Genomic DNA, 26,590 nt, shown 5'->3' with positions numbered 1-26,590 from the left:
AAAAAAATAACCCACAAATATTTGTGGGTTATTTTTTTCTAATCGGGATTATTTGTGTACAACAAGCACAGGAACAGTGCCTTCAGAAAGGATGGCTTGAGTAACACTACCCAAGAACAGTTTTTTGATCCCTTTACGACCATGTGAACCAATGACAATCAGATCAGCACCAAGGTCTTTGGTTGCTTCAACAATCACTTTATGTATGGTTTGACCTTCAAGAATTTGAGTTTCAGCAGTTACGCCTTCTTGAGCAAACAAAGATTTTGCCTGTTCAAGAATTTCCTGAATTTCTTCTTTGGCTTTAGCCACATAATCATTAATAAATTGATCAGTGTTTACAAACTCAACGGCAACAAAAGGATCAACAGCCAAAACACAGACAGCGGTTACTTTGCTGCTAAATGCTTTTGCAATACATGCGGCCTGTTTGACTGCTGCTAATGAGGTTTCTGAACCATCAACTGGAACTAAAATATGTTTATAAGCCATGTAAATTACTCCTAAGCTGTCCTTAGACACTGAATACTTTTGTTAGATTTTGATCGTTTTTAAATGTAAGTGTCTCATCTATAAGAATTTCTAGTAGTATTTCATCTATTAAGTATTGTACAAACTAGAATTTTTTAATCTAAGAGCACGTAGCTTAAGGCTAACACATTTTATAAGCTTGAAAAAAGAGGGAATATTTTATTTTGATGAATAAAATCTATACTAATCTCTGGCTGTATCGATGAAATAAACTTGCATTTCATCGTTCTTTCACAAACGTATGCCTATAATATGCATCATTTTTTAGAGTGGGCTATCATGGATAATCAATCGGACCTCCAAAATTTAAATAATCTAATCGAGGAATTCGCAGTTAAAAATAAAAAACCTGAGAAAATCCTAATTGGCTATAAAGTTTATGCAGAGTTGATGAATGATCGTCAGTTCATGCAAGAGGTTGTTGGATCAGCAATGAATCCAAATAAACGTAAGTATAAAAATATCAAAATTAAAGTGACTCAAGATGGTCGACAACTTGAGCTTGTTTAAATTCTAAATTGTGAGAAGTTGATAGGAGTGTGGGATGGACATGTCAGTTGATATACCACGACCATTCTCCTAAACAGGTTTCAAAAATAAAGATTCAATCAGGCCAAAAGCATAGTTCAGAATAAATGATGTACTTGAAGGCAGATACGATCTTATCTCCAAAAATGCCATCGGCTCGCCCTGCGCATTGAGTTACACAATATGCCAGTCAGTCGCTATTTTTTCGGGTTGAGCAGAATATTAGGAATTTTACCCAAGAAGATATCACGGGCAATATCGCCTTGTTGTTCGATATTATAATCTGTAAATGCTTTATGCTTTTTTAGTGTGTAAGCATATGGGTTATAGTGTTTCAAGCTTAGATAATAGGCCGTTTGTAAAATTGCACCTTTCATCAATACTGAGCTGCCTTGTTGGAATTGTAATACATGAGTGAGTTCATGAATGAAAACAGCCTGATAAACCTGTGACTCTTGTGCATAGTCCAATGAATAATTTTCAGGGTTCACAAAGATTGCACCGATAGGCGCCATGAACATGCCAATGGGCTGCCACGGTAAAAACGGCGTATTCCAGATACGAACTTGCTGATAATCGATCAGATTGCCAAAGACTGTAGATGCAAGGGCAATTTCATTGTCTGTGAGCGGTCGGACATGCAGCGACCAAATTTTAAAATAATCTAGACAGCACAATAAAATTCTGTTTTGAAATAATTTTTTGATCATAAGAAATATTAATCTAAGCGCATAGCTTCAATAAATAGATGAAAAAGCAGTAATAATACATAGAGTATCCGCTATAACGTATATTACTTTCACTGAAGATTTCTCTCAATTGTCTTGTTGCCAGCTCTTGTGTGACTATGCTTTTAGGTAACCAAGTCATTCCTAAACGATCAATTGCTGCTTTCACTTTTAGCCTTGCATGGCTCACAATCATGAAAAATTTTGGCTGCAAGCTTATGGTGTTGCCTGATGAATCTAAAAACTCCCAGTCCATAATTTTGTCATAGGTGGGTAAGAGCATACCAATACTACGATGCTGATATAAAGTATTGAGCTATGTTGGGCTGCCATGCTGTGCCAGGATACTCAGGTGAAGTAACCAAGGCCATTTCCAGATCTTCGCTTACCCGAACGGCGATCATGTCTTTTCTAGCTGTATGATGAATATCCCATCTTCTTGGCTTTACTGTTGGGACGAAAACGTACTCAGTGATAAATGTTTAATATCTTCCGACGGCGGTGCGCCAAAGAAACGTTTATATTCACGGGAAAATTGCGACAAACTTTCATAGCCGACCTGCAAGCTGGCAGAAGAAATATCACGATTTTCGGTCATGAGTAGACGCCGTGCTTCGGTTAAGCGCAGGCTTTTTTGATATTGAAGCGGGCTCATACTGGTAATGTCCCGAAAATGCTGGTGAAAACTTGATACGCTCATGCCCATACTCTTGGCAAGCTCTTCCACACGCAAGGGCTGGGTAAACTGGTGTTTAATCCAATCAATCGCGCGAATAATCCGATGTCCTGTAGTTCCCATCGTGACAATTTGCTTGAGACGTTCACCCTGTGGGCTGATCAGTAGTCGGTAAAAGATCTCTTTAATAATTAAAGGGGCTAATACAGCAATATCCTGAGGGGTATTTAACAGATTGATGAGTCGAATAAAAGCACTGAGCATATCTGGTGTGAGTGTACCCACCGCAACACCTTTTCGCTCACGTCTAGAGGGCTGAAAAGAAATCTGTGCTTCGAGCATGATTTGCGCCAGTAAATGCGGATCAAGTTTCAGTAACACACTGAGGTATGGACGTTCTGGAGATGCTTCGGTAATTTGTGCAATCACAGGAAAATCGACTGCCGTAAACAGAAAATGACTGGCGTCATACGTGTAAATTTCCTGACTCAGCATGACTTGCTTTTGACCTTGTGCAATCAGACACAAACTAGCATCCATCACATAACTGGTTGGTTCATTCGGCTGCTCCCAGCGGCTTAAGCTCAAACCTGTGATTGGCGTTTGCACATGATGCTGACCTTGAGTCCACTGCGCGATGCTACGCCCCAAAATTTCATTTAAGCCCATTTCCAAGTTTGACACTGCCTGACCTTTTCACATTTGTAACTTCCCCAAACATAGTCGCAATTTGTCAAGAAACCTAGAGTAAGCAACATTTTTTTGGAGAAATAGGCAAATTTGTAAGAGGAATGGAACAACTGTTTTGCTGTGAAATTTCTATACTGATTTTACGGTTCTAATGACAGACCGCTTTGAAAAAGAGGTGAAGTCCATGCAAGTGCTTAAAAATGCCCAGCATCAGTCTCAGCAAGGTTCGCCAGACTGGTTTAGTGGCATAGTCCATATTGATAGCTTATTTGCACAGCAAGCACCTGCTTATGTCAGTGGTGGACGTGTAACCTTTCAGCCCAAAGCCCGTACCGCTTGGCATACTCATCCACTGGGTCAGATTCTACTGGTCACCGCAGGTTTGGGTTATGTGCAGAAATGGGGCGAACCACGCCAGATGATTCAACCTGGCGATATTGTGGTGATTGCACCCAATGAAAAACACTGGCACGGTGCATCGGAACAGCAGTTTATGACCCATATTGCATTGCAGGAAGCACAACAGGGTCAGGTCGTGACTTGGTTAGAACACGTGGTAGATGAACAATATTTAGCTTCTGGAGAACACAATGAGCATTAAAGTCTTGGGTTATGCAGCTCAGTCTGCAACTAGCCCTTTAGCCCCGTTTACCTTTGAACGCCGTGATCCACGTGAAGATGATGTCACCATTCAGATCGAGTATTGTGGCGTGTGCCATTCTGACTTACATCAGGCACGTAATGACTGGGGTTTTAGCCGTTATCCGATTGTTCCTGGACATGAAATTGTTGGGCGTGTGACAGCAACAGGTGCGAAAGCGCATAAATTCAAAGTCGGTGATTTGGTCGGGATTGGTTGCTTGGTGGATTCTTGTCGCCACTGTTCAGCATGCGATGCAGGTTTGGAACAGTACTGCGAAAATGGACATGTCCAAACTTATGCAAGCGAAGACTTGCATGATCATCGCCCAACTTATGGAGGTTATTCACAAACCATTATCTGCTCAGAAGATTTTGTGCTGAAAGTTCCTGAAAATCTCGACAGCAAAGCGGTTGCGCCGTTGTTGTGTGCAGGGATTACCACATGGTCGCCACTACGTCACTGGAATGTCGGTCAGGGCAGTAAAGTTGCGGTTGTTGGGTTAGGTGGTTTAGGGCATATGGCGATTAAGTTGGCTCATGCACTCGGAGCGGAAGTGACTTTATTTACCCGTTCCGTCAGTAAAGAGCAAGATGCCAAACAATTAGGCGCAGATCACGTAGTTCTATCAACCGATGCTGAACAAATGCGAGCCGCAGCCAATCAGTTTGACCTGATTATTGACACTGTGCCGTATGAGCATGATCTGAACCCGTATATCCCAACACTCGCATTGAATGGAACACTGGTTTTGGTTGGTTATTTGGGTGAGATCAAACCACATACCGTACCAATGATCATGGGACGCCGTTCTGTGGCAGGTTCAGTGATTGGTGGAATCCAGGAAACACAAGAGCTTTTGGACTTCTGTGGCGAGCATAACATCACAGCAGATGTGGAAATGATCGAAATGCAAACCATTAATGATGCGTTTGAGCGTATGTTAAAAAGCGACGTAAAATACCGTTTCGTGATTGATATGCAATCCTTTCAGCAAACCAATTCGCTTTAAGATCAGTTTTTTTAAATGATGCTGCCCAATGTTTATTTTGCCATTGAGCAGTATCGAAAGCATAGCGAGTCTGTATAGATCAGACTCGCTATTTTTATGCCGAAACTATTCAACATTTATCTAGATAGAACAATTCATATTGCTAAGGAAATTAAAATTACAATCAACTTGGCTTCTTTTGGTTTTGGGCAGATTTAAAGTTTGAGAGTGATGCTACAGCAACAGCCGAAATGACTACCGTAGGCAAGCTCGCCATCAAAATACCTGTTGTTCCTAAACCTAATGCCAAAATTTTCCCTGTTAATAGTGGGCCTGTCATGGCACCCAAGCGACCTAGAGAAATTGCACTTCCGACTCCAGTGACTTTCCCCATACCTGAATAGAAAATAGGGGAAATACCGTAAAGAATGGATTGACCACCTGTAGAGAAAATTCCGCCCATAATGCCTGCAACGATTAACACTGGAATAGACGTTGTCGTGAACAGTAGACTCAATGCAATAAACAAACCGCTATAGATAATGGTGGTTAATTGCCAAAGTTTTAGGCGATCCAGTAAAAAACCAAAAGCTAAAGTGCCCACAATTGCACCGATTTGGAAGACGAGCATGACCATAAAGGCCTGTTGTTTTTCTAAACCTTGTTCCATCAATAAGTTAGGTAACCAACTAATTAAAATGTAATTGATCATTAGGGTAAAGAAAAAACTGATCCAAAGTGGAATGGTATTTCTATATTGCTTGTTTTTAAACAAAACTTTCAGTGTGCTTGGCATAACCGTAAAAGTCTGCGCGTCTGCGACGAATTTAGGCTTGTCTTTAAGAACAAAAGACATGAAAGGAATCAAAAATAAGGGGCTTATCCCACCAATCAAAAACAATGTTTGCCATTTAACCTCTGGTAAAAATATCGCCAGAACTGCGACAAAACTTGCACCTACGGGCAAACCACAATACATCAGGCTATTTAACTTGCCCCGATTTTTTTCAGTGGCTTCATCACCTACACCTGAAATCATGGCAGGCATTGCAGCCCCTAAGCCTAAGCCTGTAAAGAATCGTGCTATATATAAAACTTCAATGTTTGGCGCTAATGCGGTTACAACCATAAAAATGCCAAAAACTGCGATAGAAAGCATCAGGACTTTCTTTTGTCCTAAATAATCAGCAAGCCGTCCGCCAAAGAATGCGCCAAATAACATTCCAGATACGCCTAAACTAAATACGTATCCCATTTCGACTTTGCCTAAACCAAAAGTTGTGGCAATTCCTTTAGCCGCAATACCTGGAGCTTGAAGATCATAACCTTCAAAGAATGCGACCAAAAAACACAAAAAAATCGTTAAAATTTTCTGTACTTTCCCTGTTTGTATTTGTGCCATGATTGATCTCCATCAATAATATACAAATCGTTTTAAACCCACGATTCGGCTTCTTATTCTCTGTTTAATCATCACGAATAAATATCAAGACAATAGTCGGGTATAATCACGATTAAATAATAAAGCAGGCTTGTTTTAGGTTTATAAATAAAATATTTTTAATACAAATGTTGTGAATTTATATATATTTCAATTATTTATTTATAAATAGTTATTTTTGATTAAGCGATAGTAAAAATAGATCATTGCAAACCAATAAGTCCAAAATAATCATATAATATGACGTTTTTTTTTGATTCATACCTTTGTCATCGTAAAAATATAATCTCATTATGGGATGGTTTTATTAGACTTCTTTTTTGTTTCTTTCTATAACAAAAAAGGGGATAAACAATGTTGATTCAGACTGGGTATAAAAATGTAAGTTTTTTTGCAAGTATGAATTTTTGATAGGTATGATTAAGGCATCTAGGGAAGATCAATTAAGTTATGGAATTACGTCATTTACGGTATTTTGTTGCTGTTGCTGAAGAATTAAATTTTACTAAAGCAGCACAAAAAATGTGTACAGTACAACCTTCACTCAGTCAGCAAATCAGGGACTTAGAACAAGAAGTCGGTGTACAGCTTCTCTTACGCTCTAACCGTAAGGTAGAACTTACAGAAGAAGGGAAAGCATTTTTAAAAGAGGCGTTACTTTGCTTGGAGCACTCTGAAAAAGCCATACATGATGCTCGCCAAGTATCCAAATTAAATCACGATCACTTAAATATAGGTTTTGTCCCTGTCGCAGAGATGAAAGTATTTCCCTATATCATGCCGAATATTCGTGCACACTTTCCAAATTTAAATATTAATTTTCAAAGTTTAACCGATGCAGATCAATTTAAAGCGCTGAAAAAAGGTGAAATTGACATTGCTTTTACACGGTATACTGATGAAACAAAGGAGTTTGAGTCATTTCACATCTTTCAAGAACCTCTGGCATTAATTGTTCCTAAAGATTCACCGACCGCCAAGTTAAAACAAATCAGTATTAAAAGTTTTAACCAGCAAGATTTTATTGTCAGTGATGAGATTGCTTCACCGCAGCTATACAAAATTATTCAGAATTTTTTTAAACAAGAAAAAATTACACCTAATATTGTTCAGTATTCGAATAATATTTTATTGAATGTGAACTTGGTGGGTATGGGCGTTGGCTGGAGTCTAGTACCATTGTATGTCACTCCCTTACTTGGCGACAAAGTGGTCGTCAAAAGTACGATTGAGTCTTTACCCATGATTGATTTGTATGTGAACTACCGAAAAAATCAAAAAAATGAAACGATTGATTTGATTTTAAAGATCTTAAAAGAATACTTTTATATTAATCTTATATAGATAATAGGCTTCTTTCATCAGTTGAATTTCTTTCTACATCGGGAGACTTTCCAAAGGGAACTCAACAATCATGAAAGTAGATTGATGTAGATTGATGTAGATTGATGTTATAAATTTTAAGCAATTTTCATTAAAGGCAAATAAAAAAGGTCGCTCATGAGGCGACCTTTTTTATGAAAGGCATGATTATGAATATAGTTTTGCAAATAACTCATTACTGATGCTATTGAGCGTTTGTGGAATAGCAAGTGCTGCCACAAAACGGTCTGGGCGCAAGATCACGATTGATTGAGAAGTTTTACCAAACCAACTGCGTATATCGACATCAAGATCACCAATTGTAATCACCCCATCAAGTTTTTTACGCTGAGGATTATCAATCTGAACTGCAGGGAGAACCTGAATAAATTTCACACCTAATGATTTCCATTTTTTCATGGTTGCATCATTAATTCCCCATTTAGGATCAACGCCCCATGCAATGATTGCAAAATCATTGTCAATGACGTCATCGAGTAACGCCGTTTCACCTGATTCGAGTTTCACCTGAGGTTGTATAAACATCTTACCGATCGGTGATTTTTTATTGCCGTCTGTTACCAATGCGCCATCTTTATATTGCGGCATTGGTTTAAAACGCATTTCTAATAAGTATTGTTTAATTGGCTTAATGTAATTAAGAGCATAAGCAATACTGTCTCGGACAAAGCCTTGCCATACTTTTGGTGGAGCAAGTACATGACCTGCCATCACAGATAGATCAATCATGGCTTTAGCATGGTCTTTGCGTTCAACCTGATACGAATCCAGTAAGGCAGCACCTGATTTACCTTGAACAACCAAAGCCAGTTTCCACGCAAGATTAAAGGCGTCACGCATACCGCTATTGTATCCCTGACCTTGCCATACTGGCATAATATGCGCAGCATCACCTGCCAGTAAAATGCGGTCAACACGAAATTTATCGGCGATACGTGCATTATGCGTGTATACGCGTTGACGAATGACTTCAATATTGTTCGTGTTTGGAAGCACTTTAGAGAGAAGTTTGTTGATATTTTCAGGTTTGCTCAGTTCTTCTTGAGTTTCACCTGGCATGACCATAAATTCAAAACGACGTATACCGTGCGGTAGGGCTGCCGAAACATATGGGCGAACAGGATCACAGCATAAATAAATATGCGGTGTTGCTAGTGGATCATTTTCAATATCAACTACAATCCATTGATTTGGTGCTGTTTTTCCATCAAAACCAATATTTAATGTACGTCGGACAATCGAGTTACCACCATCGCAAGCAACCAAGTATTGCGCATGAACCACCTCAGATTTTTGATCTGCGGTTTCAATATTGAGTGTCACGCCATTTGCATCTTGACTAAATTGAGTTAAATCACGCGAGAAAAGAACTGTTGCAGTTTTATACTGTTGTAAGCTTTCGAGTAGGACATTATCCACTTGAGGCTGGATAAATGCATTTCGACGAGGCCAACCGAATTCGCGCGTCATCGGTTGAATATCTGCAAAACAATGACCTTTTGGCGTTAAAAAGCGCATGGCATGGTTTGGTGTTGTATGTGGTAAAACTTTATTAATTAAGCCAAGCGACTGAATTGTGCGTAAAGCTTCATCATCAATACCAATTGCACGAGGGTAATCAATCAAGCTATCCAGCTTTTCTACCACAACGACGGAAATGCCTTGCTTGCTTAAATAATTAGCGATTGTTAAGCCAACAGGACCTGCACCTAAAATTGCCACTTGGGCATTGTAATCAATTTGCTTAGTACTCACAGCGAAATCCATTCCATTGACATTCATTCATTTATTCAATTAACCGCCAATACTGAAATCTGTACAACCTAGTCGATAGTCGTTATATCGGCTCAATAAAGCAGACTGAGAACAACATAAAAACTATAAACAACTGAAAAACAAGTATTTTATAGAAATTAATGAGTATATTTTTTTGATTTGACGATCATTTTTTTCTATCGACATTCAATTTAAATTTCATCTATTTTAAATTTTTTTAGATTCTAATAATGAAGTAAAAATGGCTATAAATTTTAACTTATTTAATAAAAACAATATCTTAATATTATTTTATTAATTCATTATCCTAACCGAAGACAATTTTTTATTAGCTATTAGTCGTAGAAATTAGCAATATTTGAAATATTAGCTCTGTACTACGACTATTGAAATTAATTAGTTCAATGATTTTTAAGTCTTTTTTTTATGAAAGAGCCACTAAAAATAACATATATCATTTCTAACTATTATAAAAAACAAAATAACTATTGGAATAAAAATAGCATTTTCTTGATTCTAAATATGTTTATTTAAATACACGTTTTTATAGATAGCCAGATACCGTATCGCTGTAAGCATTCATTCATTTGGCTACTGTGGAAATTTTCAGATCTCACTCAATGATTCACTCATTGTTTGTAATAAGAAAATTACATTTCGTAGTTTAAGGAAAAATTAATGTCGAATTCTGGTGTTGTTGAATTAGTTGCACAAGCTTTACGTACTGCTGAATTCTCTCGAACTGCAATCGCTCCCATTCGTTCTGAACTTGGCGGAGAAAGTGCTGATGTCGATATCGCCTATGCTGTTCAGGAAGTGAATACACAACATGCATTATCTGAAGGCCGCCGTTTGGTGGGTCGTAAAATTGGATTGACGTCTAAGGTTGTTCAAACTCAACTGGGCGTTGACCAACCCGATTTTGGTATGTTGTTTGCCGATATGGCTTATGGTGATGGTGAAGCCATTCCTGCAGGTTTATTGATCCAACCTAAAGTTGAAGCTGAAATTGCGTTAATCATTAATCAGGATTTAACCCAAAAAGAACACACCTATGCAGACATTATTGGCGCAACCGAATATGCGTTGCCTGCAATCGAAGTGGTGGATAGCCGTATCGAAAACTGGAAAATCTCGTTGATTGATACTGTTGCAGATAATGCCTCTTCAGCTGCTTATGTTTTAGGTTCACGTCCAGTCAAACTGGATCAGCTGGATCTTGTAAATTGCAAAATGACCATGACCCGCGGCAATGAAGTGGTTTCTCAAGGTGTTGGCAAAGCTTGTCTTTCTAACCCATTAAATGCCGCTGTTTGGCTGGCAGATGAAATGGTGCGTCGTGGTCGTCCACTTCTTGCCGGCGATATTATTTTAACGGGTGCGCTTGGGCCGATGGTGGTCGCGAATCCAGGTGATGAATTTCACGTTGAAATCGAAGGTTTTGGTTCAGTAACAGCTGCTTTTGCTGCTGAATAATCTAGTTCTTTAGGGAAGTTGTTCATGAAAAAGATTAAATGTGCATTGATTGGGCCAGGGAATATTGGGACTGACTTGCTTTACAAACTTCAACGTAGCAAATTTTTAGAACCCGTCTGGATGGTCGGAATTGACCCAACCTCTGAAGGTTTGGCACGTGCAGAAAAATTGGGTTTAAAAACCACCGCTGAAGGTGTGGATGGTTTGTTGCCACACGTAATTGCTGATGATATCAAAATCGCTTTTGATGCAACCTCTGCATATGTACATGCTGAAAACAGCCGTAAGTTAAATGAACTGGGTGTCCAGATGATTGACTTGACGCCTGCTGCGATTGGGCCTTTCTGTGTCCCACCTGTGAATCTGGAAACCTTGCTTGAAGCAGGTGAATTGCCAAACGTCAACATGGTGACCTGTGGTGGGCAAGCGACGATTCCGATGGTGGCTGCAATTTCACGTGTTCAACCTGTTGCATATGGCGAAATTATTGCCACAGTATCGACCCGATCGGTCGGCCCTGGTACCCGTAAAAATATCGATGAATTTACCCGTACCACAGCAGGCGCAATTGAAGAGGTCGGTGGTGCCAAACAAGGCAAAGCGATCATTATCATTAACCCTGCAGAGCCACCATTGATGATGCGTGATACCGTGCACTGTTTAGTGGAAGGTGAACCCGATCAGGCCGCGATTACACAATCTGTGCATGCCATGATCAAAGAAGTTCAAAAATATGTCCCGGGTTACACACTGGTGAACGGTCCGGTCTTTGATGGCAATCGCGTATCCATGTTCCTTGAAGTTGAGGGGCTGGGCGACTTCCTACCCAAATATGCGGGTAACCTTGACATTATGACTGCTGCTGCTGCGCGTACCGCAGAAATGTTTGCAGAACGTTTACTCGAAACAGCCGAAGCTTAAAAGGATGACCACATGTCTAAGATTATTATTAATGATATGACTTTACGTGATGGTATGCATCCAATGCGCCATCAAACCACACCAGAGCAAATGGTGAAAATTGCAACTGCACTAGATGATGCAGGTGTGCCTTTAATTGAAGTGACCCATGGTGACGGCTTAGGCGGTAACTCGGTCAACTATGGCTTTGCAGCAGCCAGCGATGAAGAATATCTCAAAGCAGTGATTCCACATCTGAAACAAGCCAAAGTCTCTGCACTATTACTACCTGGTATTGGAACGGTCGACCATCTCAAAATGGCACATGATGTCGGTGTTGCAACCATTCGCGTTGCAACGCATTCAACCGAAGCCGATGTCTCTGAACAGCATATTACGGCTGCGCGTAAACTGGGTATGGATACCGTAGGCTTCCTGATGATGGCACACATGGCCTCTCCAGAGAAATTGCTCGAAGAAGCACAGAAAATGGTGTCTTATGGTGCCAACTGTATTTATGTCACTGACTCTGCGGGTTATTTGTTGCCACAAGATGTAACGGATCGTGTGGGTATCTTGCGTGCCAACCTGCCAGCAGAAATAGAAATCGGTTTCCATGGTCACCATAACTTAGGTATGGGTGTGGCGAACTCGATTACTGCGGTGAATGCAGGTGCAGTACGTGTGGACTTGGCATCTGCCGGTTTAGGTGCAGGTGCTGGTAATACTCCACTGGAACTGTTTGTTGCAGTGGCTAATCGTATGGGACTGGAAACAGGTGTAGATCTGTTTAAGGTTCAGGATATTGCCGAAGACATTATTATTCCAATGATGACTCACCCGATTCGTGCTGACCGTGATGCAGCAACTTTGGGCTATGCAGGTGTGTATTCATCGTTCTTGCTGTTTGCTAAACGTGCCGAAGCCAAATATGGCGTATCTGCACGTGAAATCCTGCTTGAGTTAGGACGTCGTGGCACGGTCGGTGGTCAGGAAGATATGATCGAAGACTTGGCATTGACCATGTCTAAGGCGAAAGCATTCGCTACTTCAGTTTAAAACTGATGGTGTAAACGATTCAAAAGAAGCATCCTTTTTAGGGTGCTTTTTTTATAAAAAGATACTTATTAACAATAATATGAAAGGTTTTAGCTATTAATAAAAACAAAATCTTGGAGTAGCTATTTTTATGTTGAAATAAAAAATCAATTAAATAAGATTAATTTTTATTCTTGTTAAATAAAAATTAATATAAAACAATAATTTATTTTTAATGAAAATAAATATCTACTGAGTGTCATTGTTGATTTATATTTTCTAAATATAAAAGCATAAATTGTCTAATTGTCTAGAATGAAATCAAGGCAAAGTTTACTACTGTTGTCTGATATTCGATCTTTGACATGTTCTACATTATAGCCCGCTCATTACATTGTTCGATTAGGAAGTAGACAATGCGTTGTTATGCTTTATGGATGGCTTTTGTCGGTACAAGTGTTGGAATCACTAGCACTCATACGTTTGCTGATTTTTTTGAAGATAGTCAAACTCAGCTCAAATTGAAGAATTTCTATTTAGATCGACAATATGATACTGCATCAAGTAAAAACTGGGGTAGTTGGTCGCAGGGTGTGACTCTAGATACAAAATCAGGCTATGCTGATTTAGGTATGGTGAAAGTTGGCGCTGATCTTTTAGCCCAATATGCAGTACGTTTAGATGGACGAGATCGTAATCCAGACTGGGTTTTACCTTATGAAGGCAAGCCAGGAACAGGGAAACAGGCTCGTGAGTTTGGTCATATTGGTGTGACATTAAAAGCGCAAGTTGCGCAGACCGAAATTCGTGTAGGTGAGTTACTTCCTGTCACGCCTGTATTGGTTTATGACCCGTCTAGACAACTTTTAACGACTTATAATGGTGCTTGGTTAGAATCGAAAGATATTAAAAACACCAAAGTTACTTTGGGTTACATCAAAAGCATAAATGCGCGTTATGAAAACCAGCCGATGGATTTGGGTTTATGGCCGAAAAACCTGTCTAAAGATAGCAAAGTCAACGGAATGTATATTGCTGGGGTTGATTATAAATTTAACCAAAATGTGCAAGGTTCTTATTTTTATGCAGATGTCGATAATATCTATCAACAAAACTATTTGGGCTTAAGTTATAAAGAAAACTTAAACAAGGATGCTAAATTAGACACCCATATCCGTTTTTTTGATAATCGCCAATCAGGTGATGCTTTGTATGGAAAAATTGACAACCAAGCTTTATCTTTAGGAACGGCATTTACCTATAAGAATCAGACGATTAGTTTGGGCTATCAACAAATGTTTGGTAAACAAGGGTCTAATCCAAGTGCTGCAACTGGTGCGCCATATTTCCCAACATTAGCGGGTTGGGTACCACAGCCGTATTTAGATAACTGGGGTGTCGCAAGTTTTGTTCGTAAAGACGAACAATCATTCGGGATGACTTATAGTTATAATTTTGCTGGCTGGGGAATCAATGGCTTAAAAGCGACTGCCAAATATTGGGGTGGCTGGAATATAGATTCACATTATGAAAGTAAGGGTGTGAAATCAGGTCGAGGAACAGAAGATGAGTTTAACTTCATTTTAAACTACGTTGTGCCTGAAGGTAAATTTAAAGGTCTAGGTTTCGAATGGATGTATATTGATGTGGATTGGCATAATGTACAAGGACAGATCAGTAGCTTAAAAGAAAACCGAATTGCAACCACTTATACGTATAAGTTCTAATTTTTAAGGTAACTGTAATGCTTTTTTACAGTTACCCCACCAGCGATGGCTGCTCGGCCATCGCTTTTTTATTATTTTTATTTACTCTTATTTAATAGATTTCTTTCATACTTGCCTACACCCTCTTTATTTTTCTCCCATAGGGAGAAATAAAAAAGGACTGATGCAAGAAATTTAATATTTTGATCACATATAAAGTCTAAATTTAAGAGGTTTCTTTTGTCAGCTTATAGTATTTCTCTGGTGCTTGATTGACCGATATTTTTAATTTTGCTCATGGAAAAAATAAAAAGGGTATAACCCTTAATAAAAGAAGCCTATTTTGTAAAAAAAGAAAAAGGATGAGGTACATCCTTTTTCTTATACTTAGGTCTATAAATATAATGAAAATACTAGCTAAAATTGATAACTATCAACTTTAGTCTCGATTAATATTTAAGTAAAAAACTTTATTGAGTAGCTCAATAAGCTTCTTAATTCCTAAAGATTCGGATTGTTTTCGATAACTTACAAATAAATCAAGATAAGGTAATTCAACTTCTAAGGGGCGAATTACGGTGTTATTGACCGTCAATGGCTCAATATAAGCAGGTAAAATTGCACAGCCCAGCCCCATGCCAATTGAATTAATATTAAAGAGAATATTATCTGCTTTTTGTACAATATTAAATTTAATATTATGCGCTTGTGCGAATTCTAAAATCGTATGGTGGAGAACTGCAGATTGTTCAACAGCAGGAATAATAAAATCAATACCATTCAATGCTTTCACAGGAATACGATCATACTTGGTTAAAGGATGATCTTTATGCAATAGAAAGATCAGGGGTTCACGCAACACAAACTGACTTTGAATTTCATCGTTATTCAGATTCTCTCGTATAAAAGCAACGTCTAATTCTCCTTTCTTGAGCGCATCGATTTGGTTGGTATTATTCATGCTCAATAATTCAATTTTTAAATCAGGATTTTGTACTCTAAGGTTCGGTAAAACATAAGGAAATACTTTCATTTCTGCAACAGGCACAAAGCCAATCGTGAGGAGATGTTTTTTTGATTTGGCGACTTGTCGAGCCATGGTGACAGCCTTGTCTGCCTCGGCCAGAGTAATTTTTGCCCGTTCTAAAAAGACTTTCCCTTCTTCTGTTAATTCTACTTTACGCTTGGTTCTATGCAGCAGTTTTACCCCGACATACTCTTCGAGGTCTTTAATTTGCTGGCTTAAAGAAGGTTGAGCTGTATATAACTTGAGTGCAGCTTTACTAAAGTTCAGCTCTTCTGCAACCATAATAAAATAGCGAAGATGACGTAATTCCATAATGGCAATAATCCTAAAAATGCTCGTTTATTTCAGTCAATCTGTTGGCATAAATACCTAAACCAAGCAAAAATCCATTTCAGTGGTAAAAAGTGTATTAAAAAAGTTGGCTATAATTTAGTATAAAAAAGAATAAAGAATTATTCATAAAATATCTAAAATAAAACTTATAAAATATTTCACTTATATGTATTAAAAAATCATTATCAACGCCAACAGATTCCACCATCTTTTGATTTGATGGCGGCAGCAGGAGAGCGATGATCATGAGTGGAAAAATTGATGTGCGTGAAATCGATGCCTTAGTCGATGCACAAAATGGACGTATTTCACCCTCTATTTACACTGACCCTGAATTATATCAACTTGAATTAGAGCGTATTTTTGGGCGTTGTTGGCTATTTCTTTGTCATGAAAGCCAGATTCCGAAGGCTGGTGACTTTTTTAATACTTATATGGGTGAAGACCCGATTATTGTCGTCCGTCAAAAAGATGGTTCAGTTAAGGCATTTTTGAACCAGTGCCGTCACCGTTCTATGCGCGTGAGTTATGCAGACTGTGGGAATACCCGTGCATTCACTTGCCCATACCATGGCTGGTCTTATGGTGTTGACGGTTCTTTGAAAGATATTCCATTAGAAAATGTTGCTTTTCCACAAGGTTCATGCAAAGGAAAATGGGGTCTTGTTGAAGTCAATCGTGTTGAAATCTATAAAGGTTTAATTTTTGGTTGCTGGGCAGAGGATACGCCTGATCTACGCAGTTATATGGGGGATATCGCTTGGTATCTTGATGCGTTGATTGATCGTCGCGAAGGTGGTTCAGAAGTTATTGGTGGAATCCATAAATGGGAAATTAACTGTAACTGGAAATTTGCAGCAGAACAGTTTGCTTCAGACCAATATCATGCACCGTATTCACATGCTTCTGCAGTACAGGTCTTGGGTGGTAAACCTGATGATGATGCTTCAAAAGCACTTGGTGCCGCACAAACAGCACGCCCAGTATGGGAAACCGTTAAAAACTGTGTGCAATATGGTCAACGTGGGCATGGTTCAGGCTTTTTCTTAACTGAAAAACCAGATGCTAACTTCTGGGTAGATGGTCAGGTTGCTGATTATTTCCGTGAAACTTATGAAGAAGCTAAAGAGCGTCTTGGTGAAATTCGTGCATTACGTCTTGCGGGACATAACACCATGTTCCCGACCTTGTCTTGGCTGAATGGTATGACCACCATGCGGATCTGGCATCCACGCGGTCCAGACAAAACTGAAGTTTGGGCATTTTGTATCACTGACAAGGCTGCACCACAACATATTAAAGAAGCGATGGAGCTGAATGCTTGTCGTGCATTTGGTCCTGCAGGTTTTGCTGAAGCAGATGATGGCGAAAACTGGATTGAAATCCAGAAAGTTCTTCGTGGCTATAAAGCGCGTAATAGCAAACTGATTATGGAAATGGGTCTGGGCAATGAAAAGCTGCGCGATGACGTGCCTGGTATTACCAACCATATTTTCTCGGAAACGGCTGCACGCAGTATGTATCGCCACTGGGCAAACTTACTGATGCATGAAAAATGGGAAGATGTAGAAAAAGCTACAGTAGCGTATGAGCAAAGCCTTTTGGCAAAAGATGATTCGGCTGTCGCTATAGCAGATGAAACGGAGCTTGCGAAATGAATCAGGTCGTTGACGTGTTAAAACCACAACCAGTATGGCGTTCTATCGGGCTAGAGCTTTACCATGATATTAGCCAGTTTTTATATGCCGAAGCACAATTGTTAGATGACTGGAAGTTTCGTGACTGGCTAGATATTTTGAGTGAAGACATGCTCTACACACTCAAAACAACGACGAATGCCCAGACCCGTGACCGTCGTAAAAGTATTGCACCGCCTTCAACCTGGATTTATCACGACGATAAACCTGTGTTAGAGCTTCGTATTGCAAAGTTAGAAACTGGCATGTCATGGTCGGAAGAGCCTCCATCACGTACCCGTCATCTCATTACCAATATTCGGGTAGAGCCAACTGAGCAAGCAGATGAATATCTGGTATATAGCAACTATTTGCTTTATCGCTCGCAAAAAGAAAAAGACGTATTGATTTATGTGGGGAAACGGGTTGATTTAATCCGTAAAAATGAAGAGAGCAGTTTAGGCTGGAGCATTGCTAAACGTGACATCACGCTCGATCAGGCAACTTTAACATCCCACAACATTACGGTGTTTTTCTAATGAATAAGATATTCGTTTGTCAGGTTGACGAACTTGATGAAGGTGAAGCATTAAAAGTGGACTGCAGTGTAGGCGATATTGCTGCACTTGCTGTCTTCAATTTTAATGGCGAGTTTTTTGCGATGAATGACAAGTGTAGCCATGGCAATGCCTCAATGTCAGAAGGCTATCTGGAAGACGATGGTACTGTTGAGTGCCCGTTACATTCATCTCGTTTCTGTTTAAAAACTGGCGTACCACAATGTGTGCCAGCGACTGACCCGATTCAGACTTTTCCTGTCGTCGTTGAAGATGGTGCTTTATTTGTCGAACTCTCAGGAGTGGCATAATGGGCTGGTTGCAAGGAGAAGTCGTACTGATTACAGGCGGCGGTTCGGGGCTTGGGTTGGCACTGGTAGAACGTTTTTTAAATGAAGGCGCACAGGTTGCTGTGTTGCAACGCTCTCAGTCCAAAGTTGATGAACTGATCGCTCGCTTTGGTGATCGTATTGTCGCGGTTACAGGTGACGTTGCTCGATATGCCGATAATGTTCGTGCTGTTGAAGCTACCGTGGCACGTTTTGGTAAACTCGACTGCTTTATTGGTAATGCTGGAATCTGGGATCACTATGCCGATGTTATCAATATGTCAGGCGAGCAGCTGGAACTGGCATTTGATGAAATCATGAGTATTAACACCAAAGGTTATTTGCTCGGTGCCAAAGCAGCACTGAATGAATTGTTAAAAACCGAAGGCTCCATGATTTTCACCTTATCAAATTCTGCATTTTATTCATCAGGTGGTGGGCCAATTTACACTGCATCAAAGCATGCTGGCGTTGGCTTGGTGCGTGAATTGGCGTATGAACTGGCACCTAAAATCCGTGTCAATGCCGTCGCGCCTTCGGGCATGAATGTGAATGTCAAAGGTGCAGCATCATTGGGACAGGAAAATCTTGGACTGCTCGATGCGCGTGATCCTGAGCGGATTGGTCAAGGTATGCCACTCAAATTCTTACCTGAAGCAGAAGATATGACAGGTTCTTATGTTCTGTTAGCTTCTCGACAAAATAACCGTCCATTATCTGGCGTATTTATTAATGCCGACTGTGGTCTAGGTATTCGTGGTTTACGTCAGCCCAATGCAGGCTTCTTTGACGTTTAATCCTAAAGGTCTAGTCCTCTAGACCCACATAGATCGCCTGTTGGCGATCTAGTTTTTGGAGTTCAACATGGCTGTTAAACTGATTTGTGCATCTCATAGCCCGCTGATGGAGTTCGCTTCACCGATTGAGAAGCGTCAGGAAGAAGTTGTTCGTGCAACGTTTAAGGCTTTGGCGGCTGAGTTAAAGCAATATGATCCAACCCTGATTATTACTTTTGGTCCCGATCATTTTAATGGTTTCTTTTATGACCTGATGCCAAGTTTCTGTGTTGGCCTTCGGGCTACTGCTGCAGGCGATTGGGATTATGGCCCAGGAAAACTCAATGTACCTGAGCAAACCGCGCTACAACTTGTGCGTCATGTCTTGAATGAAGGCGTTGATATTGCATTTTCCTACCGAATGCAAGCAGATCATGGGGTTACCCAGCCCTTGCACTTTTTATGTGAAGGACAGCTTGATCGTTACCCGACGATTCCCGTTTTTGTCAATGGTGCAGCAGCGCCACTGCCAACCACAAAACGTGCGATTGCACTTGGCCGTGCTATAGGTTCATTTATTCAGTCTCTTAATCTTGAAAATGAACGCGTACTCATTTTGGGAACAGGGGGATTGTCGCATGATCCACCAACACCACAAATGGGTTCTGTACCTCCTGAAGTTGAAGAATTCCTGATTGCAGGTCGGCACCCGACTACAGAAGCACGCAACGCCCGCCAAGCCAAAGTCATTGCTGTGGGGCAGCGTCTTGCCGCAGGTGATACTTCGGTTTCAGTTCCGCTCAATCCAGAATGGGATAAACAGCTGTTAGATATTTTTCAAAATGCTGATTTTGCAGCCATTGAAAAAATGACTGAAGCCGATATCCGTCGTGAAGGTGGACGTGGTGGACAAGAGATTCGAGCATGGATAGCCGCTTTTGCAGCGCTTTCAGCATTGGGTGACTATGAAATGAAAGTTCATTGTTATGAAGCCATTTCAGAATGGATTGCGGGTTTTGGCATTGTCACAGCCAATTTGAAATAAAGGACAAAACACATGAGTATTCAAACCATTGTGATTGTAGGCGCAGGTCAAGCGGGCGCAAGTGCAATTTTAGAGTTACGCGCACAGCAATTTTCTGGTGAAATTATTTTGATCGGTGATGAACCTCATCTGCCGTATGAACGTCCACCGCTATCTAAAGACGCAATTTTACAGCCAGAACAAACCAAGCTGGAAATTCTCTCTGAACAAAAACTTGCCGAACTCAATGTCAAAGTGATTCGCAACAATGCTGTAGTTAAACTTCAGCCTGAAGCACATCAGCTTGTTTTAAAAAGTGGTGATGTGATTCACTATGACAAATTGTTATTGGCAACAGGTGGTTCAGCACGCCGTTTACCGATGTTAGATGCTCTAGGTCAACATGTTTATACTTTACGGAATCTTGAAGATTCACAGAAACTGATTCCTGTATTACAACCTGAGAAACGCATCTTGATCGTGGGTGGTGGTGTGATCGGTTTAGAGTTGGCTTCTAGTGCGCGTGCAAAAGGCTGTCAGGTCACAGTGCTTGAACAGGGAGCAATGGTCATGGGCCGTTGTTCTCCACTCAATTTGAGTCAATTTTTACTGCAACAGCATCAACGTGCAGGTATTGAAATTCAACTGAATACCAAACTGGTGCAGGCTGAATTGCGTGACCAAGAAGTGATTCTCACCTTGGAAAATGGTCAGCAGTTGACGGGTGATGCTGTCATTTACGGAATTGGGATTGTACCCAATGCTGATTTAGCGTGTGAAGCAGGTCTTGATGTCGATTTTGCCATTCGAGTCAATCAGTATTGCCAAACCTCTGATCCTGATATTTATGCGGCTGGTGATGTTGCAACACAGTTGGTCGAAGATGGGCAGTATCGTCGTATTGAAACTTGGGAAAATGCCAACAAGCAAGCGGGAATTTTTGCGCGTCATGCCATGGGCAATCCATTGGCGCAACAAACTCCTGCATGGTTCTGGACAGACCAGCTTGATATGAATTTCCAGTTTGTCGGTGATATGACTGCCACAGAATGGCATATTCGTGGTGAGATGGATATTGAGCAGGGTAAAAATGCCAGCTTTGTGATGTTCGGAACGCGCAACGGAATTCTGGTTGCAGGCATTACCGTCAATCAAGCAAAAGAAACGCGTCATTTGAAGAAAATGATTGCGAAAGCACAACCGTTTGATGCAGAAACACTGCTAAATCTCGCGATTGATTTACGCAAGGTTGCTTGAGTCTAATTATAACAGGCTTAAATGTAATCAACCCATGCGGTTTTCGCCATGGGTTGATTGATTTATATGGATATGATTCATGTTTATGTCTAAGGGATCGACGTCTTTTACCCACATTGCAATTTATGCCACCCTTGTCCTGATCTGGGCAGCAACGCCACTGGCAATTGTATGGAGTGTGCAAGAAGTTTATCCACTTTGGGTTTTAATTATTCGCTATGCAGGTGCATCTATTTTAGCGGTTATTTTGCTCATCATCTTTCGTAATCCCTTGCCACTAGATCGTCAATCACTCACGAGTTATGTCGCAGGCAGTCTAAATTTAATCGGTGCTCAACTCTTTATTTATCTAGCTGCCCGTTATTTAACCTCAGGGTTGATGGCTTTGCTATTTGGGTTGTCGCCATTAATTTCTGGATTGATCGGGCATTTTATTTTAAAAAATCAGCGCCTCGTTCTCATACAATGGGGGGGGATGTTGATGGCGGTCTTTGGTTTGATGATGGTTTTTGCGGATCAAACTGGAAATCAGGTACAGCCGATTGGTATCATCTTAATTTTTATTAGTATTATTTCTTATATTAGTTCTATATTTTGGGTCAAGCATATTGCAGCACCACTCACACCGATATCGCAAGCGACAGGGTCCCTGCTGGTTTCAGCATTGGCATCTTTGCTGTTGATTCCTTTTATTTATCCGCACATGCCACAACACCTTCCTGGCCTGCAAAGCATGCTTGGCTTTTCATTTACGATATTATTTTCATCGATTATTGCGATGCTGTGTTATTTTTGGCTGATTCGGGAATTAAAACCTGCAACCATTGCTTTGAGTAATGTGATCACACCCGTTATTGCTTTAACTTTGGGGGCGGTGTTTAACCATGAGCAACTTAATTTAAGTGCATTGTTTGGTGTAATGTTGGTGGTGATCGGGATTCTTTTTTATTTTAGAAAAACTTAGCTTGATTTAATGATCAGCATCATGGACTGATAAAAGCTGTTTAATCATTACAAAGATAATGTCTATACATGTTTTTTGATTTATTCTGTTTTTATTGTTGCTTAATCATTAAGCATGTTGATTTTTGATCCAAACTAAAATATTTTCTGGCGCAGTAGCGGGGAATTTCTGCTTTTTATCCCTATGTTTGATCTAGTGTCTTGCCAAGTAATAAACCACGATTTTTCTTAAGTTAAACAACCATCGGCGATGGTGAATTGCTATCACTCCCTTCTATAAATTTCTTTCATGATTGTTTACACGTTCTTTGTCTTTCTTTTTTCACAGAAAGAAAAAAGCACATGAATGAAAGAAGTTTTATGCAAGTTTTTTATGCTTATAAAAAAGATGTTATTAAACAAATGGTAAATAGTTTGTGTGGTTTTTAATTATTATTTAAATTAAATAATTGACTTAATTTGTTTTTTTAAAAAATTAATTTATTTTTGGTGTTTCAAAGTTTGAAATTGAGTTATGCTCAAGTTTGTTTCTTGCGTAGTCAGTTATTTAAAACATGATTTGATGAGTTTATTTTTCGTAGCAAATTAGCTTTGAAGCAAGCCATCCTAAAGTGCGAGAGGCGAAAGCCCTTGTCATCTTACAAGGCATTTTCTATGACGAGATAAAACTCAAAATCCCAAGTTAACTTGGATAACTATACGATGAAAAATGGGAGCAACATCTTAATTTAATGGTTGATCAAAGCGCTTTTAAATTGCCTTTATGAACATTAACGATATTAGACTTCTTTCATAATAGTTTACAGCTTTTGATTATTTTATATGTGATCTAAGACAGTGTATTACTCAAATAACACTGTATAAGTGAGTTGGTTATTTCATCATTTTGGATGAAAAGCCTTGAGTTTTATCGCTAAAATAGCCTTGTTCTGACTGTTTTTTATGCAAAGATGTATTTTAAAGAAATATTTTATATGTAAAATCAGCAAGAGGTTAATTTTCTTAAACAATGGAGACTTTAATGGCTAGTCAATTTATTAGTAAAGATAATAGCCATATATTTCAGCTCATTAGTCAAGGCAATAACCTGAAAACTGTTTTAGAAGCAATTACAGCATGGCTAGAGACTCACATTGAAGATGCGATTGTTTCAATCATGCTTTATGACCCTTCAATTGGAAAATTGCGCCTCATTAGTGGCCATCAAAATTTCTCTGATGAATATAAGGAGATGTTAAAAGCGGTTCTCGTTCATGAGAAAAGCGGTACATGTGGCTCAGCGGCTTTTTATAAACATTTAGTCATTTCTGAAAATTTAATTACTGATCCTAAATGGTCACGTCAAAAAGATCTTGTGCAAAAAGAGAATCTGACTTCATGTTGGTCAATGCCTGTGCTCGGAACGGATGGAGAGCTCTATGGTACTTTTGCAACTTACTATAGAACGATGATAAAGCCTTCAAATATTGAAATTAACCTGTTGCAGCGTGCTGCTATTTTAGTTGCTTTAGCGATTGAGATTGATCAGGAAAGAAAACAAAAATTATTGATTAATGATAAATATAGCTCATTTTTTAAATATCATCCCGATGCGGTATTTGAAGTAAATCTTGAAGGTTATATTGTTTCTGCAAATGTCGCTTCTGAGAAAATAACAGGATTTTTAGAAAAAGACATCAAAGGGCAATATTATTGTAATTTTGTGCCTAAAACCTCAGTCAATACTGTAAAAATTGCATTTGAACGTAGCTTACATGGTGAAGCTGAGCATTATGAACTACAGGTCTATCATGCTTCAGGAGGGTTATTATGGTTTGATATGACAAACTTACCCATAAAGCATGATGAAAAAATTATTGGTATTTTAGTGATTGCAAAAGATATTACTGCTAAAAATCGCTATCAAGAACGTGTACGACTTCTAGAAAGAGCAATACAAAATAGCATGCATGGGGTAGTAATTACTCATGCCGATTCAGATATGCCGATTGTTTATGTTAACGCTGCATTTTTAGCAATAACAGGTTATACCGAATCTGAAGTTATGGGGAGAAATTGTCGCTTTTTACAAGGTGCTGACACAGCTGCCATCACACTCAAAAAAATAAAAAATGCTTTGATGACAAAAACTCAACTACAAGTCAAAATCAAAAATTATCGCAAAGATGGTAGCTGGTTTTGGAATCAGCTGACATTAGCGCCTATTTTAGATGATTTAGGTCATTGTACACACTTTCTTGGAATACAACAGGATGTGACGAAAGAGTGGGTAAATGAAGAATATATTGAATATCAAAAAATGCATGATTATTTAACAGGGTTATTTAATCGTCGCACTTTTGATGAATACTTGGAAAAAACGCTAAAAAATATACAAGCCAAAGAAGATTTATATTTACTTTATATTGATCTAGATGATTTTAGCCCGCTCAATGAGAGCTTAGGTCATATTGTTGGTGATAAATTATTGCAATCTGTTGCAACTAGAATGAAAAACTTCATTCGAGATAAAGACATGCTGAGTCGAATATCTGGTGATGAATTTGCACTTGTTCTTTTAGATTTTAAAACTCCTGATCATGTGATTGAATTTACTGAAAGATTACTGAAAAATTTATCTACACCCTTTCAAATAGATGGTCATAAAATTCATATTACTGCCAGCATAGGAATTGCTAAAAATTGTAGTCAAGTTTATCAAGGCATACAATTAATCCAGCATGCGATCCTCTCGATGCAAGAGGCAAAAAAACAAGGCCGTAATACATGGAGCTGGTATCAGGAAAAATATAATGATCTCCCTAAAATAGATTATATAAATTTACGTTTAGATCTATCCGAAGCTTTAGAAAAAGCTCAGTTCAATGTGTTTTATCAACCATTAGTTAAGCCTAAAACTGGTGAAGTTGCTTCATTAGAAGCTCTTATCCGCTGGATTCATCCAGAAAAAGGCTTTATCCCACCAGATGTTTTTATCCCTTTAGCTGAGAGAACAGGGCACATTGTTTCGATTGGCCGTTGGGTTTTACAACAGGCATGCCATGATATTTCCAAATTAAATAAAAATCGGGAAAGTCCTTTAAGTGTATCCGTGAATATTTCACCATTAGAGTTTCATCGAAAGAATTTTTTAAATGATTTAGAAGAAATTTTAAATGTGAGTCAACTTCCGCCTCAATTATTAAAATTAGAAGTGACGGAGGGAATGTTGATTACTGATGTGCAAAAATCGATTGAAATCTTACACGCGATACGCGCTTTAGGGATCAAGGTTTCTCTCGATGATTTTGGTACAGGCTATTCAAGTTTAAGCTATTTGCGCCGCCTACCTGTTGATCAAATAAAATTAGATAAAAGTTTTTTTGAAAATTTTCCGATTAACCAGCAAGATACCGCTATTGTTAAGTTAATTATTGAAATAGCTCATCAGTTAAATTTAGAAGTTGTTGCTGAAGGCATTGAAATTTATGAACAGGTTAAATTCTTAACTGAATATGAATGCGACATGATTCAAGGGTACTTTTATTCAAAACCTGTGCCTATGAATCATTTAAAATTGTGATTTAGACCATGAGTGTTCAATTAAAATTAAAGTTATAAACTTTATGAGATAAGAGTTTTTTAATTGCCTTTCAGCTTTTTACAGGTATTTGAATTTATGGATGATTATCCATATAGATTATATTACTGTAAAAATAATCTATAATTTTAGATTATACCTAATAGGCACTTTTGTGTGCCAATTTGAATCTAAAATGAATTGAGTACCAAAGAAAAAGCGATTTAAAAACAGTACTATCAGAAAGACATGGATAGGTGAGGGTATTTAAAGCTTATTCAATTGAATTTATTATTATATTGCATCGTATGATATAAATTAACTAAATTCTAACTGCTAAAAAATATAGGTTTAAATAATAACTCTGTAATTTAATTTAAATAGCTGATTTAAATCAGTGTAGAAACTACGTCCATCTAAATTTAAATCGACTTCAGTTCCAGATTCAAGCAATACTCTTTTACCTACTTCGATTGATTTAAATCCAGTACGTGTGCTTTGTGTTTTGTTTAAAGGAACTAGCGATACTAAAATTTCTGTACCGTTTATAGATTTTGCAATAATGTTTTGATTTTGATTCAATTT

General features: G+C 38.9%; 23 protein-coding genes. 16 read left to right on the top strand and 7 right to left on the bottom strand.

Annotation, left to right across the window (positions count from 1 at the left end; genetic code table 11):
• Nucleotides 1-48: 48 nt before the first annotated feature.
• The gene (locus E0H77_RS11645) at nt 49-492 is read right to left on the bottom strand and encodes a universal stress protein (protein WP_131314161.1); all 444 of its coding nucleotides are present in this window, start codon (nt 490-492) and stop codon (nt 49-51) included.
• 318 nt (nt 493-810) lie between these two features.
• On the opposite strand from E0H77_RS11645, the gene E0H77_RS11640 reads away from it, so the two are divergent.
• The gene (locus tag E0H77_RS11640) at nt 811-1,041 is read left to right on the top strand and encodes a hypothetical protein (protein WP_004901620.1); all 231 of its coding nucleotides are present in this window, start codon (nt 811-813) and stop codon (nt 1,039-1,041) included.
• Nucleotides 1,042-1,256: 215 nt separating this feature from the next.
• Here the strand turns inward: E0H77_RS11640 and E0H77_RS11635 are convergent, their stop codons facing one another.
• Both E0H77_RS11635 and E0H77_RS11630 read right to left on the bottom strand, forming a co-directional pair.
• Complete coding sequence (locus E0H77_RS11635; RefSeq protein WP_131378168.1) at nt 1,257-1,769, bottom strand: hypothetical protein; 513 nt, start codon at nt 1,767-1,769, stop codon at nt 1,257-1,259.
• A gap of 463 nt (nt 1,770-2,232) precedes the next feature.
• Complete coding sequence (locus tag E0H77_RS11630) at nt 2,233-3,132, bottom strand: AraC family transcriptional regulator (RefSeq protein ID WP_171478348.1); 900 nt, start codon at nt 3,130-3,132, stop codon at nt 2,233-2,235.
• Between the two features lie 205 nt (nt 3,133-3,337).
• Between E0H77_RS11630 and E0H77_RS11625 the strand changes: the two genes are divergently transcribed.
• Both E0H77_RS11625 and E0H77_RS11620 read left to right on the top strand, forming a co-directional pair.
• Nucleotides 3,338-3,754, top strand: a complete 417-nt coding sequence (locus E0H77_RS11625; RefSeq protein ID WP_131378164.1) for a (R)-mandelonitrile lyase — start codon at nt 3,338-3,340, stop codon at nt 3,752-3,754.
• Entirely contained in the window at nt 3,744-4,805 is a 1,062-nt protein-coding gene (locus tag E0H77_RS11620; RefSeq protein WP_131378162.1) for an NAD(P)-dependent alcohol dehydrogenase, read from the top strand. The genes E0H77_RS11625 and E0H77_RS11620 overlap by 11 nt, the downstream gene beginning before the upstream one ends.
• A 163-nt stretch (nt 4,806-4,968) precedes the next feature.
• Here E0H77_RS11620 and mhpT read toward each other — a convergent pair whose 3' ends face one another.
• The gene (gene mhpT, locus E0H77_RS11615) at nt 4,969-6,186 is read right to left on the bottom strand and encodes a 3-(3-hydroxy-phenyl)propionate transporter MhpT (protein ID WP_131378159.1); all 1,218 of its coding nucleotides are present in this window, start codon (nt 6,184-6,186) and stop codon (nt 4,969-4,971) included.
• Nucleotides 6,187-6,675: 489 nt separating this feature from the next.
• On the opposite strand from mhpT, the gene E0H77_RS11610 reads away from it, so the two are divergent.
• The gene (locus tag E0H77_RS11610; protein ID WP_131378157.1) at nt 6,676-7,569 is read left to right on the top strand and encodes a LysR substrate-binding domain-containing protein; all 894 of its coding nucleotides are present in this window, start codon (nt 6,676-6,678) and stop codon (nt 7,567-7,569) included.
• Between the two features lie 186 nt (nt 7,570-7,755).
• Here E0H77_RS11610 and E0H77_RS11605 read toward each other — a convergent pair whose 3' ends face one another.
• Complete coding sequence (locus E0H77_RS11605; RefSeq protein ID WP_171478344.1) at nt 7,756-9,390, bottom strand: bifunctional 3-(3-hydroxy-phenyl)propionate/3-hydroxycinnamic acid hydroxylase; 1,635 nt, start codon at nt 9,388-9,390, stop codon at nt 7,756-7,758.
• Nucleotides 9,391-10,062: 672 nt separating this feature from the next.
• Here E0H77_RS11605 and mhpD point away from each other — a divergent pair.
• The 4 genes from mhpD (at nt 10,063) to E0H77_RS11585 (ending at nt 14,525) form a co-directional block, all read left to right on the top strand.
• Entirely contained in the window at nt 10,063-10,860 is a 798-nt protein-coding gene (gene mhpD / locus E0H77_RS11600) for a 2-keto-4-pentenoate hydratase (protein WP_131378155.1), read from the top strand.
• Between the two features lie 24 nt (nt 10,861-10,884).
• Complete coding sequence (locus E0H77_RS11595; RefSeq protein WP_131378153.1) at nt 10,885-11,781, top strand: acetaldehyde dehydrogenase (acetylating); 897 nt, start codon at nt 10,885-10,887, stop codon at nt 11,779-11,781.
• A gap of 12 nt (nt 11,782-11,793) precedes the next feature.
• Nucleotides 11,794-12,819 carry a 4-hydroxy-2-oxovalerate aldolase gene (dmpG, locus tag E0H77_RS11590; protein WP_131378151.1) on the top strand — a complete coding sequence of 342 codons (1,026 nt, stop codon included), beginning with the start codon at nt 11,794-11,796 and terminating at the stop codon, nt 12,817-12,819.
• Between the two features lie 395 nt (nt 12,820-13,214).
• Nucleotides 13,215-14,525 carry an OprD family outer membrane porin gene (locus E0H77_RS11585; protein ID WP_131378149.1) on the top strand — a complete coding sequence of 437 codons (1,311 nt, stop codon included), beginning with the start codon at nt 13,215-13,217 and terminating at the stop codon, nt 14,523-14,525.
• A 418-nt stretch (nt 14,526-14,943) separates the two neighbouring features.
• On the opposite strand, the gene hcaR is transcribed toward E0H77_RS11585, so the two are convergent.
• Nucleotides 14,944-15,843 carry a DNA-binding transcriptional regulator HcaR gene (hcaR, locus tag E0H77_RS11580; RefSeq protein ID WP_131378147.1) on the bottom strand — a complete coding sequence of 300 codons (900 nt, stop codon included), beginning with the start codon at nt 15,841-15,843 and terminating at the stop codon, nt 14,944-14,946.
• Nucleotides 15,844-16,109: 266 nt separating this feature from the next.
• On the opposite strand from hcaR, the gene hcaE reads away from it, so the two are divergent.
• From hcaE to E0H77_RS11540, 8 genes are all read left to right on the top strand, one after another.
• Nucleotides 16,110-17,522 (top strand): 3-phenylpropionate/cinnamic acid dioxygenase subunit alpha, encoded by a 1,413-nt coding sequence (gene hcaE, locus E0H77_RS11575; RefSeq protein ID WP_131378145.1) that lies wholly within the window; start codon nt 16,110-16,112, stop codon nt 17,520-17,522.
• On the top strand, nt 17,519-18,079 hold the full coding sequence (hcaF, locus tag E0H77_RS11570) for a 3-phenylpropionate/cinnamic acid dioxygenase subunit beta (protein ID WP_131378143.1): 561 nt from the start codon (nt 17,519-17,521) through the stop codon (nt 18,077-18,079). The genes hcaE and hcaF overlap by 4 nt, the downstream gene beginning before the upstream one ends.
• Nucleotides 18,079-18,408, top strand: coding sequence for a 3-phenylpropionate/cinnamic acid dioxygenase ferredoxin subunit (gene hcaC / locus E0H77_RS11565; RefSeq protein ID WP_131378141.1), 330 nt, complete (start codon nt 18,079-18,081; stop codon nt 18,406-18,408). Before hcaF ends, hcaC begins: the two co-directional genes overlap by 1 nt.
• On the top strand, nt 18,408-19,223 hold the full coding sequence (gene hcaB / locus E0H77_RS11560; protein WP_131378139.1) for a 3-phenylpropionate-dihydrodiol/cinnamic acid-dihydrodiol dehydrogenase: 816 nt from the start codon (nt 18,408-18,410) through the stop codon (nt 19,221-19,223). The genes hcaC and hcaB overlap by 1 nt, the downstream gene beginning before the upstream one ends.
• A 67-nt stretch (nt 19,224-19,290) precedes the next feature.
• Complete coding sequence (locus E0H77_RS11555) at nt 19,291-20,247, top strand: 3-carboxyethylcatechol 2,3-dioxygenase (RefSeq protein WP_131378137.1); 957 nt, start codon at nt 19,291-19,293, stop codon at nt 20,245-20,247.
• A 12-nt stretch (nt 20,248-20,259) separates the two neighbouring features.
• Nucleotides 20,260-21,483, top strand: a complete 1,224-nt coding sequence (gene hcaD, locus E0H77_RS11550) for a 3-phenylpropionate/cinnamic acid dioxygenase ferredoxin--NAD(+) reductase subunit (protein WP_131378135.1) — start codon at nt 20,260-20,262, stop codon at nt 21,481-21,483.
• An 85-nt stretch (nt 21,484-21,568) separates the two neighbouring features.
• Nucleotides 21,569-22,447, top strand: a complete 879-nt coding sequence (locus E0H77_RS11545) for a DMT family transporter (protein ID WP_416240518.1) — start codon at nt 21,569-21,571, stop codon at nt 22,445-22,447.
• A gap of 1,020 nt (nt 22,448-23,467) precedes the next feature.
• Nucleotides 23,468-26,008, top strand: coding sequence for a bifunctional diguanylate cyclase/phosphodiesterase (locus tag E0H77_RS11540; protein WP_131378131.1), 2,541 nt, complete (start codon nt 23,468-23,470; stop codon nt 26,006-26,008).
• Between the two features lie 348 nt (nt 26,009-26,356).
• Here E0H77_RS11540 and E0H77_RS11535 read toward each other — a convergent pair whose 3' ends face one another.
• Nucleotides 26,357-26,587: a hypothetical protein gene (locus E0H77_RS11535; RefSeq protein ID WP_131378129.1), complete on the bottom strand. Its 231-nt coding sequence runs from the start codon at nt 26,585-26,587 to the stop codon at nt 26,357-26,359.
• Nucleotides 26,588-26,590 lie beyond the last annotated feature (3 nt).

Origin of the sequence: Acinetobacter brisouioides (genome assembly GCF_004331075.1) — a bacterium.
In the GTDB taxonomy this organism is placed as follows: Bacteria; Pseudomonadota; Gammaproteobacteria; order Pseudomonadales; family Moraxellaceae; genus Acinetobacter.
This window is presented reverse-complemented; position numbering and strand designations above follow the sequence as displayed.

Coding starts and splice junctions, on each gene's coding strand:
- E0H77_RS11645 (WP_131314161.1), bottom strand. CDS start 492: ATGGCTTATAAACATATTTTAGTTCCAGTTGATGGTTCAGAAACCTCA.
- mhpT (WP_131378159.1), bottom strand. CDS start 6,186: ATGGCACAAATACAAACAGGGAAAGTACAGAAAATTTTAACGATTTTT.
- E0H77_RS11640 (WP_004901620.1), top strand. CDS start 811: ATGGATAATCAATCGGACCTCCAAAATTTAAATAATCTAATCGAGGAA.
- E0H77_RS11605 (WP_171478344.1), bottom strand. CDS start 9,390: ATGAATGTCAATGGAATGGATTTCGCTGTGAGTACTAAGCAAATTGAT.
- E0H77_RS11625 (WP_131378164.1), top strand. CDS start 3,338: ATGCAAGTGCTTAAAAATGCCCAGCATCAGTCTCAGCAAGGTTCGCCA.
- E0H77_RS11630 (WP_171478348.1), bottom strand. CDS start 3,132: ATGGGCTTAAATGAAATTTTGGGGCGTAGCATCGCGCAGTGGACTCAA.
- E0H77_RS11620 (WP_131378162.1), top strand. CDS start 3,744: ATGAGCATTAAAGTCTTGGGTTATGCAGCTCAGTCTGCAACTAGCCCT.
- mhpD (WP_131378155.1), top strand. CDS start 10,063: ATGTCGAATTCTGGTGTTGTTGAATTAGTTGCACAAGCTTTACGTACT.
- hcaB (WP_131378139.1), top strand. CDS start 18,408: ATGGGCTGGTTGCAAGGAGAAGTCGTACTGATTACAGGCGGCGGTTCG.
- hcaR (WP_131378147.1), bottom strand. CDS start 15,843: ATGGAATTACGTCATCTTCGCTATTTTATTATGGTTGCAGAAGAGCTG.
- E0H77_RS11540 (WP_131378131.1), top strand. CDS start 23,468: ATGGCTAGTCAATTTATTAGTAAAGATAATAGCCATATATTTCAGCTC.
- E0H77_RS11635 (WP_131378168.1), bottom strand. CDS start 1,769: ATGATCAAAAAATTATTTCAAAACAGAATTTTATTGTGCTGTCTAGAT.
- E0H77_RS11610 (WP_131378157.1), top strand. CDS start 6,676: ATGGAATTACGTCATTTACGGTATTTTGTTGCTGTTGCTGAAGAATTA.
- E0H77_RS11545 (WP_416240518.1), top strand. CDS start 21,569: ATGTCTAAGGGATCGACGTCTTTTACCCACATTGCAATTTATGCCACC.
- E0H77_RS11585 (WP_131378149.1), top strand. CDS start 13,215: ATGCGTTGTTATGCTTTATGGATGGCTTTTGTCGGTACAAGTGTTGGA.
- dmpG (WP_131378151.1), top strand. CDS start 11,794: ATGTCTAAGATTATTATTAATGATATGACTTTACGTGATGGTATGCAT.
- E0H77_RS11555 (WP_131378137.1), top strand. CDS start 19,291: ATGGCTGTTAAACTGATTTGTGCATCTCATAGCCCGCTGATGGAGTTC.
- E0H77_RS11595 (WP_131378153.1), top strand. CDS start 10,885: ATGAAAAAGATTAAATGTGCATTGATTGGGCCAGGGAATATTGGGACT.
- hcaF (WP_131378143.1), top strand. CDS start 17,519: ATGAATCAGGTCGTTGACGTGTTAAAACCACAACCAGTATGGCGTTCT.
- hcaD (WP_131378135.1), top strand. CDS start 20,260: ATGAGTATTCAAACCATTGTGATTGTAGGCGCAGGTCAAGCGGGCGCA.
- hcaC (WP_131378141.1), top strand. CDS start 18,079: ATGAATAAGATATTCGTTTGTCAGGTTGACGAACTTGATGAAGGTGAA.
- hcaE (WP_131378145.1), top strand. CDS start 16,110: ATGAGTGGAAAAATTGATGTGCGTGAAATCGATGCCTTAGTCGATGCA.